This window comes from Pseudomonas lundensis, from assembly GCF_002269125.1.
GTDB lineage: Bacteria > Pseudomonadota > Gammaproteobacteria > Pseudomonadales > Pseudomonadaceae > Aquipseudomonas > Aquipseudomonas lundensis_A.
Genome location: NZ_NQKI01000050.1, coordinates 16,451 through 28,121, shown reverse-complemented (window position 1 = coordinate 28,121; position 11,671 = coordinate 16,451). Strand labels below are relative to the sequence as shown.

Annotated in this window: 10 protein-coding genes, 1 tRNA gene and 1 pseudogene; 5 read left to right on the top strand and 7 right to left on the bottom strand. The window is 55.1% G+C overall.

The annotated features are described in order from the left end of the window. Window positions 1–238 precede the first annotated feature (238 nt). Window positions 239–1,438: a methionine gamma-lyase gene (locus CJF39_RS21155; RefSeq protein WP_094995175.1), complete on the top strand. Its 1,200-nt coding sequence runs from the start codon at window positions 239–241 to the stop codon at window positions 1,436–1,438. A gap of 325 nt (window positions 1,439–1,763) precedes the next feature. On the opposite strand, the gene CJF39_RS21150 is transcribed toward CJF39_RS21155, so the two are convergent. Further along, window positions 1,764–2,690, bottom strand: a complete 927-nt coding sequence (locus CJF39_RS21150; RefSeq protein WP_094995174.1) for a LysR family transcriptional regulator — start codon at window positions 2,688–2,690, stop codon at window positions 1,764–1,766. 310 nt (window positions 2,691–3,000) lie between these two features. Between CJF39_RS21150 and CJF39_RS21145 the strand changes: the two genes are divergently transcribed. From CJF39_RS21145 to pcp, 3 genes are read left to right on the top strand one after another with little or no spacing between them, the layout of a single operon-like run. Continuing rightward, complete coding sequence (locus CJF39_RS21145) at window positions 3,001–3,732, top strand: DUF969 domain-containing protein (RefSeq protein WP_094995173.1); 732 nt, start codon at window positions 3,001–3,003, stop codon at window positions 3,730–3,732. Then, window positions 3,729–4,679: a DUF979 domain-containing protein gene (locus CJF39_RS21140; protein WP_094995172.1), complete on the top strand. Its 951-nt coding sequence runs from the start codon at window positions 3,729–3,731 to the stop codon at window positions 4,677–4,679. Before CJF39_RS21145 ends, CJF39_RS21140 begins: the two co-directional genes overlap by 4 nt. A 7-nt stretch (window positions 4,680–4,686) precedes the next feature. Then, the gene (pcp, locus tag CJF39_RS21135) at window positions 4,687–5,334 is read left to right on the top strand and encodes a pyroglutamyl-peptidase I (RefSeq protein ID WP_094995171.1); all 648 of its coding nucleotides are present in this window, start codon (window positions 4,687–4,689) and stop codon (window positions 5,332–5,334) included. 27 nt (window positions 5,335–5,361) lie between these two features. Here the strand turns inward: pcp and CJF39_RS21130 are convergent, their stop codons facing one another. The 5 genes and pseudogenes from CJF39_RS21130 to CJF39_RS21110 all read right to left on the bottom strand — a co-directional run bounded on the left by CJF39_RS21130 (window position 5,362) and on the right by CJF39_RS21110 (window position 9,468). Next, complete coding sequence (locus CJF39_RS21130) at window positions 5,362–6,420, bottom strand: linear amide C-N hydrolase (protein WP_094995170.1); 1,059 nt, start codon at window positions 6,418–6,420, stop codon at window positions 5,362–5,364. 104 nt (window positions 6,421–6,524) lie between these two features. After that, window positions 6,525–7,346, bottom strand: a complete 822-nt coding sequence (locus CJF39_RS21125; RefSeq protein ID WP_346010216.1) for a hypothetical protein — start codon at window positions 7,344–7,346, stop codon at window positions 6,525–6,527. Window positions 7,347–7,734: 388 nt separating this feature from the next. Continuing rightward, window positions 7,735–8,190 (bottom strand): anti-virulence regulator CigR family protein, encoded by a 456-nt coding sequence (locus CJF39_RS21120; protein WP_094995169.1) that lies wholly within the window; start codon window positions 8,188–8,190, stop codon window positions 7,735–7,737. A gap of 132 nt (window positions 8,191–8,322) precedes the next feature. Then, window positions 8,323–9,270 (bottom strand): annotated as a pseudogene (locus tag CJF39_RS21115) (IS3 family transposase); the annotation flags it as partial. A 121-nt stretch (window positions 9,271–9,391) separates the two neighbouring features. Then, window positions 9,392–9,468, bottom strand: a tRNA-Val gene (locus CJF39_RS21110). A 184-nt stretch (window positions 9,469–9,652) separates the two neighbouring features. Here CJF39_RS21110 and CJF39_RS21105 point away from each other — a divergent pair. Further along, window positions 9,653–10,936 (top strand): NAD(P)/FAD-dependent oxidoreductase, encoded by a 1,284-nt coding sequence (locus CJF39_RS21105; RefSeq protein ID WP_094995168.1) that lies wholly within the window; start codon window positions 9,653–9,655, stop codon window positions 10,934–10,936. A 48-nt stretch (window positions 10,937–10,984) separates the two neighbouring features. Here the strand turns inward: CJF39_RS21105 and CJF39_RS21100 are convergent, their stop codons facing one another. Then, window positions 10,985–11,662: a PA2778 family cysteine peptidase gene (locus CJF39_RS21100; RefSeq protein ID WP_170942715.1), complete on the bottom strand. Its 678-nt coding sequence runs from the start codon at window positions 11,660–11,662 to the stop codon at window positions 10,985–10,987. Between the last annotated feature and the right edge of the window lie 9 nt (window positions 11,663–11,671).

Sequence of the window (11,671 nt, the reverse complement as noted above, 5' to 3'; positions counted from 1 at the left end):
ATCTGGCTCATAGGCGGCTCGGATCAGGTGGTCAGGCGTATTTCAGCACATTTGAAAACTTGTTCGGAGATTCCCTAACAGGGCTTTATCGGTTCTATCCAGCGGACTGGGCATACTGTGCCTCTCAATCTCAGCGTGAAGGGTATTTATTCCAATAACACGCGTTTCATCCCCTGGATTTGGAATTTATCGTGTCGAATATGAGCATAGCATTGTAGGAAATATCGGAGCGCTCAGCATGAACGACAAAAAAAATGAGTTCGGCTTTTCTACCCGCGCGATTCACCACGGCTACAACGCGCTTGAAAATAATGGGGCCTTGATTCCTCCCATTTATCTCACTTCCACCTTCGCATTTCCCTCCACTGAATACGGTGCAGCCTGTTTTGCCGGAGAAGAAAGCGGGCATTTTTATACCCGTATTTCCAATCCAACCCTGGCCCTGCTCGAATCCCGCATGGCAACGCTGGAAAATGGTGAAGCCGGTATCGCTTTCAGCTCTGGCATGGGCGCCATTGCAACGACCTTCTGGACCTTACTGCGCCCGGGGGATGAGTTGATTGTGAGCCGCACCCTGTATGGCTGCACGTTTGCTTTGCTACACCACGGCATTGGCGAGTTCGGGATCAAGGTCAAGCACGTCGACATGGCTGACATGCAAGCACTTGAAGCCGCCATCACGCCCGCCACGCGCATGGTCTACTTTGAAACCCCCGCCAACCCTAACATGCAATTGGTGGATATCGCAGCGGTAGCTCGTATCGCCCACGCCTACCCCGACATTACCGTGGTTATCGACAACACCTACTGCACTCCTTATTTGCAGCGACCGTTGGAATCAGGCGCTGATATCGTTGTGCATTCGGCAACCAAATACCTGAGCGGCCACAGCGACATCACGGCTGGCATTGTGGTCACGTCACAGGCACTGGCCTCGCGCATTCGCTTGCAAGGCTTAAAGGATCTCACCGGGGCCGTGTTGTCGCCCCACGATGCATACCTGCTCATGCGCGGGCTCAAGACCCTGGCTTTACGTATGGACCGCCATTGCAGCAGTGCTCAGTTGATTGCGCAGTATTTGGAGCAACACCCGGCAGTGAAGTCGGTGTCGTATCCGGGGCTACCCTCTTTCGCACAACATGAGCTGGCTAAATCCCAAATGCGCCAGCCCGGAGGGATGATTGCTTTCGAGCTAAAGGGAGGCCTGGAAGCCGGCAGGTATTTCATGAATGCCCTGCAACTGATCAGCCGAGCCGTCAGTCTGGGCGGTGCTGAATCCTTGGCGCAACACCCTGCCAGCATGACCCATTCGGCTTACACCCGGGAGGAACGTGCACGTCACGACATCAGCGAAGGCCTGGTGCGCCTGGCAATAGGCCTTGAAGATGTGGAAGACCTGCTGGCTGATGTTGAACAAGCCCTCACTTACTGCGTCTGAATGCCCTTGCCCAACAGAAAAGGCCGCTGGTTTAGCAGCGGCCTTTTGATGTTCGGGGGATCAACCCGGCGGAATAGTGGCAAGGATACCGATCCCAATGGTCAACAGCAGAAATCCTCCCAAAAACCAACCCATCTTAGCCATATCAGTTCCTACCATAAGTGTGTCGAAAACCAGAACGTGAGCATCAACGGACGGCATCCCTGCACCGTTCAAGGTTCGATGCCTACTTGAGCTATCTGACTGAGTGTAATTTTCTGCCGATTGTGAGCTGCAATACAGGCGCAGTTGATTCATAAAAATACGGATCAGATGACAAGCTGTACTAGTCGAGGGGCTTGGGCAATATCAGGTGACCCGGTTTAACGGCGCGCTGGTAGTCGGCCACAACCGCTTGGGCGAGGCTGACAACCGCTTCATTGAGTTCAAGGCCTGCGCCGACGCGCCAACTGGCATAGACCGAAAAGCCGGGGCCGGCGCACATCGGCAACTCAACCAGGCTGCCATGACGTAATTCGCGGCTGACCAGCACCGGCGGCAGGACACCAATACCAAACCCATCAGCCACCAGCTTGATAATGGCTGCCACCGAATTGATGCAACTGATGCGTGGCGCGCTAATGCCTTGCTGATGCAGGTAATTGAGCACATCCTGATGCGGCCGGGACAACCGCGAGAAGGTCAGCAACCGTTCCTGACAGAGCGCTTCGAGCCCGTCATAAGGGCGATCAAGAGGGGTTCCTCTGGCCACCACCCAGCGCAACGGATAGCACGCCAGATGCCTGTTACGCACACCGTCGGCCCGTAATAAATCTGTCTGGAATATCAGATCCAGTTGCCCCTTGAGTAATTGCTCATTCAAGTTCAGGGCTGTATCAGCCGTCAGCTCTACTTCAACCAACGGATAGTCGCGACTAAGAGCGTTAATCAGCTCGCTCAGCCAGCTATGGATGACTGTATCCATGACACCAATGCGTAAACGGCCCGAAAACGTATCGGCCTTGCCCAACGACTGGAGCATGCGCTGCTGGGTCGCCAGCATTTCTTCCGCGTAACTCAGCACGTTGTGCCCTTCACGCGTCAGGTTCACACCCCGCGAGTCACGTTGAAACAACTGCACGCCAAGTTCGGCTTCCAGCACCGAGATTCGGCTTGAAATGGCCGCTTGCGTACTGGATAGCTTTTCGGCAGTCAGTCGGAAACTGCCGAGCCGGGCCACCCATACAAAGGTCAAAAGGAATCTCATGTTCATGAAGGTTGCCCGTTCACGCTAAACAAGGTCGCCACTGTAAACCCTTGCAACAACTGCAAGCCAGCCCGATCCCGCGTGCAATTGGCCAAACTTTTTTGTTCAGCGGTGACAACTTTTTTTGACTGGACGCAGTGGGTAAAGCGCCCAAAGATATCGCTCAATGACGCCCGCTCATGGGACGCCAACAATAAAAAAACACGCTGAGTCCGGCAGCTAATCAATTTTGCGAAAGTGAGCCCGACCGCTTTCGCCTTGCGCGCACACCAGCCTGCCCTGGCGTTGCGGCAACCAGCCAAGGGATTCACTCCCCATGCAAACCGTCGTCAATCTATGGCCCTTATTGGGCGTATTCGTGATCATCGCGGGCTTCGTGCTGCGCTTCAACCCACTGCTCGTGGTGAGCCTGGCAGCAATCGTGACCGGCCTTGCAGCCCACTTTTCTCTGGAGCACATCATTACGCTGATGGGGGAAGGATTTCTTGAAACCCGTGCCTTGCAATTAATCCTGCTGCTACCGCTCGCAGTGATTGGTTTGCTGGAACGTCATGGCTTGCGTTTGCACGCACAGAACTGGATAGCCACCTTTCAACGCGCGACAGTCGGCCGTTTATTGATCATGTACCTATTCGTGAGAGAAACCACCGCAGCGATTGGGCTGACCAGCCTTGGCGGTCACCCGCAGATGGTGCGCCCGCTCCTGGCGCCGATGGCCGAAGGCGCGGCTGAAAATAAATACGGGAAATTGCCCGAGGCCGTGCGTCATAAGGTACTGGCGATGTGCGCCGCCACCGACAATGTCGGCTTGTTCTTTGGCGAAGATGTGTTCGTGGCATTTGGCGCAATCGCCTTGATGCATACGTTCTTATTGGGCTCTGGCCTCGATGTAGAACCTTTACACATCGCTTTTTGGGGAATTCCCACAGCAATCTGCGCCTTTATCGTGCATGCGCTGCGCTTGTATCGCTTCGACTCGCAGCTGACGCGCCAACTGACCCCACGTGAATCTTCCATCGAGCCGACCTCACCGGAGGTTGCACGATGATCATCTCCATTGAGTACTTTTACTGGCTGGCAGGCGTGTTGTTAATGGTCACTGCCGGCATGATCGCTTGCGATCAAAACCACCCCAAACGCTGGAGCAGCAGCCTGTTCTGGGCGCTGTTTGCCATCGTGTTTCTGGTAGGCGATCGCATACCCCCGTTCGTTGTAGGTGCAGGCGTGCTGGTCATGGCGTTGATTGCAGGCTTTGGCGGCGTAGGCCGCGGGACGCATGCCGAGTTGCACGTCAAGGCAGCACGTGCCAGCGCCGGGAGACTGGGGCACAAGCTGTTCCTCCCTGCCCTGTCGATTCCATTGGTGACGGTTATCGGCTCCATGCTGCTCAAACACACGCAAATCGAGGGCGTCCCGCTGCTAGACCCGAAAAACACCACGTTCGTGTCCTTGGGACTGGGCTGTATTGTGGCGTTGATTCTGGCCTGCCTCCTGACCCGTGATACCCCTCTGCAAAGCCTGCGCGAATCACGTCGTCTGACAGAGGCACTGGGTTGGACCATGGTGCTGCCGCAAATGCTCGCCATGCTCGGGCTGTTGTTTAACGACGCCGGGGTGGGCTCTGCCGTCGCCCATGTCGCAACGTCCTACATCAATATGGACTTCCGCTTGATCGCAGTGATGGTCTATGTGCTGGGGATGGCATTGTTTACCGTGATCATGGGCAACGGCTTTGCCGCGTTCCCGGTCATGACAGGTGGTGTAGGTGTTCCGGTGCTGGTAGGTGTTTACGATGCCAACCCGGCAGTGATGGCCGCCATCGACATGTTCTCTGGCTACTGCGGCACACTCATGACACCGATGGCGGCCAACTTCAATATCGTGCCGGTCGCTCTGCTGGAAATCCCGGACAAGTACGCCGTGATCAAAGCGCAAATGCCTACGGCATTGATGATGTTGGTCGTCAATATCGTCCTGCTCTATCTGCTGATGTGAGGCGCCCATGCGTACCGTATTACTGACAGGTTTCGAACCGTTCGATCAAGACCCGATCAACCCTTCATGGGAGGCCGTAAAAGCGCTGGATCAAACCCTGATCAAGGAGGACGTCCGGATCGTCTCGCGGCAGTTACCCTGCGTATTTTCCCAGGCCCCGACGCGCTTGCTTGAGCTACTCGTGTCATTCCAGCCAGAACTGGTGATTGCCGTTGGATTGGGCCCGGGACGAACCGATATTTCGATCGAGCGCGTGGCAATCAATCTCAATGATGCGCGAATCCCCGATAACCTGGGCGAGCAACCTATCGACACGCCTGTGGTCTGCGGCGGCCCCGCAGCCTACTTCAGCACATTGCCCATCAAGGCAATGGCGCGGGCGCTAAAGGCCGAAGGCATACCCGCGTCAGTGTCGCAAACGGCCGGAACTTTTGTCTGTAATCAGGTGTTCTACTGTTTGCAACACGCCTTGACGGGCTCTGGGGTGCGCAGCGGTTTCATTCACGTGCCCTATTTACCACAACAAGCCGGGCTCGCCCCGCAACCCGTGGCGTCCATGAGCCTTGCTACACAGGTTCAAGGGTTGCGCGTGGCAATCATCACGGCACTTGAGACTGTGGATGACCTCCACGAAACAGGGGGACAAGTGAGCTGAAGGCTAACGGTGCAATAATGTGAACCTTCAGGCGCCCTGAAACTGAAAAGGTGCCGCCTTTTCAAAATCTGCGGAAACCTCGCCCGAGTAAATCGTGCTTTGATTCGGCCCCAGATCCAACTTTTTGACTACCCCTGTGGCCTGGGTGAAATCCAGCTTTTTAAGGTCGACCCAAAATGTATTGGGGGTGATGGCGGACTCAAAAAAATACAGCTGTTGTTTATGGTCAATCACGGACCGCCACCGCGTGGACGATATGTTCGGCTCTCCGGGGGTGGTGATGCCATAGGGTACTGACACATTACGAATCACACTGAAAACGCTAGCCAGCGCGAGACGCGGGTCCTGGGATTTAGGCACGGCATTCACGTAGAACGAAGCACGGGCAAAACGATCCGCAGACCGGTTGGTGCCCGGTAGCATGACGGTGCCGCCGATAGCCTGCCAATACGCATTCATCGCCAGCTGTGCGTCAAAAGCCGGCGAGTTGGTCATCACCTGATAGGCCCGGTCATGATGGATGACTTGTTTGCCGTCAATGTATTCGATGATTGCACTGTCGCCCGATGCATCCGACATCGATAAATGCAAAGTGGCCAGGCGTCCTTCGCCGGGTACATCAGCGGTAATCACATTAAAGGGCTCGGTTTTGAGCACGTCCACAGCTTCTGACACGCTACTGAAGTTATCCAGTACGTACTGAGCCCAGGCAGCAATACTCAAGCCTGGCCGGGTTTTATCGAAAGGTGGGTAGTGTGACTCCACCAGCCACAACAAATTGGCAGACAGGCCTGCCTCGTTCACGCCGTCGGTGGTTGCAATGTCATAACCCGAAGCGATGACGCTGCCATATTTCGATGTCCACTCAAGCGAGTTGGGTCCCACCTCGCCATTGCGCTTCATACCTTGGGGAAACACCCACAGGTTAGTGGCCACGTCGGTTTTCCAGTCCATGGAGCGGGCGGTAATCACCTGCTGGTTGTCACCCAGGTATACCAACCGTGTACAGGCCTGCACCACAGGAACCGCGCTGATAAAAGCTGCCAGTGACAGCACACATGCTCTGGTGATGCATGCAGTTTTCATTTCTATGATCCTCAAATAATCACCCGTGCCCGGGGCTGGCACAAAGACACATCACGCTGGTGTCAACACAGCAAGGCCCAGCACCAAGACCTGTCAGCCAAGGATTAAAAGCGCATGGAAAGGCCAATTACCGGTCCGCGCTGGGTCACATCATATTTGAACGTATTGCCAGTAAAATCTCGGGTTCGATAGTCCTGCGCCAAGACTCTGTAGCCCACGCGCACGAGCGTGGGATGCTCAAAAACATAGGTTCTGTAGCCCAAATAGGCTTGAGCGTTGTAGGTTTGCTTGGCAGAGGTATCAAGACCTCCGGCATCGGCTTCGCCTGAAAGCGTCCACCGGTCTGTCAGATCCGCCTGCATGCGCACGCCAATAAACGGGTCTGTCCAATGGGTTTTCTTCTTCGTACTGAAGCCCAGCGAGTCAATATTCACTTTGGTAGACAACTGACTCCAGCGCACGCCTACCGTAGGCTCAACGCGCCATGTGCGCGGTTCGCCGAAAACTGTCGAGCCACCCAATGCCTGCTCATACACACGGTAATAGACGCCCGCCGCGAATGTGGACTGAGTGATTGAAAGACCAATCTTTTGCCCATAGAGCCGTTCTGACTGACGGGTTTTAGCGTACACACCATCCACATAAAAGCCGACCGTGCGATTGGTGATTTCAAGGTTGCCCATGAAAACAGAATTCAGGTTATTGAAGACCTCACGAAAACCCACGTCAGCCTTGGTATCAATGCCCGCCAGTGAGACCTGCCCATTACTGGAGGGTGCCCAAACAAACGGACTCGCCAAAACCAACCACTCGCCGCTGCCTGCCCTACTGTCTCGGTCCCCGGGACGGGTATTTTCACCCATGACCAAGGACGGCATGAGCAGCAAACCGCACACTAACTGCCATTGCACGCGCTTCAAAACCATGTCGACTGTCACCTCCCCTGACCGCTTTTGCTCTCAGCGCTTAGGTATAGGCGTTAATCCACAAGGGCGCGTACAAGCTTGAAGAAAAAGATGAAACGTTTGTCATGCAAACGTCACCTCGGCGACCACAGGGGTAACTAACCTTACAGATCAACAAAGTGACTACAGGAGTTACCCACGATGTTTGCCCACGAAAGTACCGGACTGATCACCTTGAGCGTCATCATACTGGCCTGTGTATCTGCCCTAGGCCTTCATGGTGCGCATGCGCTATGGAATACGTACATCAGAACCAGACGTTGAGTGTGGCTGAGCACTCAAGCCATCCCCCCCGGATATCCTCTATCACCGTGCCAGCACCACAGCCCGGCCCGGCCCTTGCGCGCCCTCAATCAAACGCTCCATTGAGCACTTCATAGATGAGACCGCTGGCTATAGAAACCAAAACTAAATCCGCCCCCGCTTGTTGCCACTCATAACCCTCGTAGCGAGGTAATTGATTTAACAACCTGCCATCCAGCTTTTTAGCAATACCGGGAGGAAGTGGTTTACCTCTGGCCAGATTCTTTTGAATACCAGGTGGCAGGGCTGGACCGGGTCTCCAATAATCGCGATGACCTCCCAACACCCCTAATATATTGTCCCGGTCAATATGAGGTGAACGCCCCCAATTGCCCTCCTTGCCGCCCTGACCTTTGCCCCCTTCATTACCATGCCCCTTGCCACCTTGAGCATGGCCTTTATCAGGCCCTTTACCGTTACCGGGGTCGCTGAATGCTGGGAGCGAACTCAATGCAAAAGAACAGCAAATAGCAGCAGTTGCAAACACACGTAAAGTAAACATGACCATCCTCTCGGGTTAGGGAGTGCTCGACTTGCCCTGATTGAAAGTAGCTCAATCATTACATGAGTGTAAAACTACCCCCACTCAACGCTGCGCGAAGGATCACCTACAAATCGCCCACGCTCCCCTTTCCGAGCAATACTCGCTGCCCCTGTCCGAGTGATGGACCAGTGGCTGCGCGGTTTGACGCTGACTCACGGCTCGACGCAACGCCTGCACCACCGACTCGGTGTGCAGGCTTTCATGAACGTGGTAACCCACGATCTTTCGCGAAAAAGCATCCGTCACAAGGCTCAGATAGGCCACACCTTCCTGAGTGGGCAGATAGGTGATGTCAGCTACCCAGACGTGTTCCAGCCCGGTTTGAGTAGGTTCGGATGGCACCGAAAGCGATGATGGCTATCGGTCGTCTTGTGATATGCCCGCTTGCGGGACACCAGTAAACGCCTTTCGCGTAGGATCGAAAACAGCCGATCTCGACCCACTTGCAACTCAAGTTGAGGCTGGCAATGCAGCAAGTGGTGCAGCTTTCGGGTACCCGTACGCGGCTGACGCAGACGTTTTTGCTGAACGAAGTCGGCAACTTTCTGATCCAGAAACAGACGAGTTGCATCGGCGCGATTACGTTTGTAATAAGCCTGTCGGCTTATCCCATGAACTGGCAAGCCCTGCTGATACTCAGGTTTTGGATTCGTTTTTGCGCGAGGACTTGCCGGGACGCTTTTTTACGACAGAGAGACCGTAGTCATTTTTCAACACATCCACGGCCGCCTCGAAAAACTGCGCTTTCTGATTGGACAGCGCCAACTGCTCTTCAAGCTCTTTGATGCGTTGCTCTGGCGTTAGTGGTCGGTTTTTGTCGGGCATAGACCCCATCCTCGGCGAGGCAATGTATGTGCCGGGGCTCCAATCTTGCCGACCATGCTTGCGTAACCACGTCAGAACGGTCGTTTTGCATTGAATCCCGTAGTGCTCCTGAGCCTCTTTATAGCTCAGCTCACCTTTTTCGACTTGGTCGACGACCGACAATTTAAAGGTCAACGTGTAGTCTCGCTGGCTACGCCTTTTTCCTGTATCCATTACGCCCTCCTGAAAAATAGATCAGAAGGTGTAAACCTTATTCAGGACGGGACACAGACAACAAAAAAGGGCCCACCTTTCGGTGAGCCCTTCTAGACCGCCCAGCAGAGCGGATTTTGTTTGGTAGGCGCGATTGGACTCGAACCAACGACCCCCACCATGTCAAGGTGGTGCTCTAACCAACTGAGCTACGTGCCTGCTGTGGGGTCGCATTCTATAGATTTACGGAGGTGTGTCAACACCTTTTTTGCAGGTAACTCTATGAATTGTCGAAATTTTTATTTGAAGCGCAAAAATACTCGCCACTGGGTAGCTGGCGGGGGGATTTCAAGTCAGGTAGCATCGCCCGCACTCGTAAAAAATATAAAACAGAGGTTGCAAAATGGCGAACACTGCATATCCCCAGTCTTATTACGCGGCCTCGGCAAATCCGGCCCCTGAGCGCCCCGCTCTGCAAGGCGAGGTCGAGACGGATGTGTGTGTGATTGGCGCCGGCTATACCGGGCTGTCGAGTGCGCTGTTTTTGCTTGAAAACGGTTTTAGGGTGACGGTACTGGAAGCAGCCAAAGTGGGGTTTGGAGCCTCCGGCCGTAATGGCGGTCAGATCGTGAACAGTTACAGCCGCGATATTGATGTCATTGAGCGTTCTGTTGGTGCAAAGCAGGCTCAACTCTTGGGTCAGATGGCATTTGAAGGGGGCAAGATCATTCGTGATCGTGTGGCCAAGTACCAGATTCAATGCGACCTGAAAGACGGGGGTGTTTTTGCCGCCATCACGAGCAAGCAAATGGGTCATTTGGAAGCCCAGAAGAAACTCTGGGAGCGCTATGGCAATAACCGGCTGGAATTGCTGGACCAACGCCGGATCCGCGAAGTCGTCGCTTGCGATCAATACCAGGGTGGTTTGCTGGACATGAGCGGCGGTCATATTCACCCGCTTAATCTGGCCTTGGGCGAAGCGGCTGCGGTTGAATCGCTGGGCGGCATTGTCTATGAGCAATCGCCTGCCGTGCGCATTGAGCGCGGCGCCAACCCCGTGGTATATACGCCGCAAGGCAAAGTCAGGGCAAAGTTCATCATCGTGGCCGGCAATGCCTATCTGGGCAATCTGGTGCCGGAACTGGCTGCCAAATCGATGCCGTGTGGCACTCAAGTCATTACCACAGAACCGCTGGGGGACGATTTGGCCAATACGCTGTTGCCCCAAGATTACTGTGTGGAAGATTGCAACTACCTGCTGGATTACTATCGCTTGTCCGGTGACAAGCGTCTGATCTTCGGCGGCGGTGTGGTCTATGGCGCTCGGGACCCGGCGAACATCGAAGCGATCATTCGCCCAAAGATGCTCAAGGCATTCCCGCAGTTAAAAGACGTCAAGGTTGACTACGCGTGGACCGGCAACTTTTTGCTGACGCTGTCCCGCCTTCCACAAGTAGGTCGCATCGGCGACAACATTTATTACTCGCAGGGCTGCAGCGGCCATGGCGTGACCTATACGCACCTCGCGGGCAAAGTGCTGGCTGAAGCACTGCGCGGCCAGGCAGAGCGCTTTGATGCGTTCGCTGATCTGCCCCACTACCCGTTCCCGGGTGGCCAATTGCTGCGCACTCCTCTGACAGCGCTAGGTGCCTGGTACTACAGCCTGCGCGACAAGCTGGGCTTCTGACCGGTGCGTCATCGAAAACGGCGCTTGGGCGCCGTTTTTTATTTCCCGCTATTTTTGCGCGTCGAGCGCTTGAATCGCTCTGGCGCTTGCCTGCTCTTGCCCGGCATGCGCCAGTGACTCGGCCGCTTTAATCCAGCGCGCCTTGTCGACGTTAGCGGGTAGCTGGCCCGGCGAAAGTATCAGCACCGCCCAACTCCCCTCTGCTTTCCAGGCCGACTCAAACGTGTTGAAGGTCATCTGACGCCGCCGCTCCATGCCGGCACGCAACAATACAGTCTGTTTGTGGCGGTCATAACCCACCACCATGGCGTAGCGAGGCGTAGACCAGACAACCCCATCGGCGAATCGCACCATGACCGGATAGCCCGCTGCCACCTGCGTCAGCACAGCGGACAGCGATGGGTCCACTGGGTAAACCATGAACCCGTATTGCTCAGCCAAGGCCAGCATGTTGCTTTGTAAAGCTTGCTCTGCTTGCGGCAATTTCAGAGGTTTGGTCAACAGGCCGGGCGTTGTACCGACCCGCTGTTCGTTGAACATGCTTGCCAACACGTGCGGCCCGCTTTGATGAGCATTGCCGCGAAAAAATGGCACGCCGTTAAGCTCAACCCGCTCTGGCAGTTGGCGAACCTCAGGTCGCTGAACGCTGGCGCAGCTCACTACAGTTAACGCCAGAGCCGCCGCCCATACCATTCGCGCCACGCTCAACCCTTTAATTCCCTGCATGCACCCTCG

Bases quoted from the DNA above. Each gene is read 5' to 3' on its own strand.
- CJF39_RS21100 (WP_170942715.1), bottom strand. From the start codon at position 11,662: ATGCAGGGAATTAAAGGGTTGAGCGTGGCGCGAATGGTATGGGCGGCG.
- CJF39_RS21145 (WP_094995173.1), top strand. From the start codon at position 3,001: ATGCAAACCGTCGTCAATCTATGGCCCTTATTGGGCGTATTCGTGATC.
- pcp (WP_094995171.1), top strand. From the start codon at position 4,687: ATGCGTACCGTATTACTGACAGGTTTCGAACCGTTCGATCAAGACCCG.
- CJF39_RS21105 (WP_094995168.1), top strand. From the start codon at position 9,653: ATGGCGAACACTGCATATCCCCAGTCTTATTACGCGGCCTCGGCAAAT.
- CJF39_RS21140 (WP_094995172.1), top strand. From the start codon at position 3,729: ATGATCATCTCCATTGAGTACTTTTACTGGCTGGCAGGCGTGTTGTTA.
- CJF39_RS21155 (WP_094995175.1), top strand. From the start codon at position 239: ATGAACGACAAAAAAAATGAGTTCGGCTTTTCTACCCGCGCGATTCAC.
- CJF39_RS21125 (WP_346010216.1), bottom strand. From the start codon at position 7,346: ATGGTTTTGAAGCGCGTGCAATGGCAGTTAGTGTGCGGTTTGCTGCTC.
- CJF39_RS21130 (WP_094995170.1), bottom strand. From the start codon at position 6,420: ATGAAAACTGCATGCATCACCAGAGCATGTGTGCTGTCACTGGCAGCT.
- CJF39_RS21120 (WP_094995169.1), bottom strand. From the start codon at position 8,190: ATGTTTACTTTACGTGTGTTTGCAACTGCTGCTATTTGCTGTTCTTTT.
- CJF39_RS21150 (WP_094995174.1), bottom strand. From the start codon at position 2,690: ATGAACATGAGATTCCTTTTGACCTTTGTATGGGTGGCCCGGCTCGGC.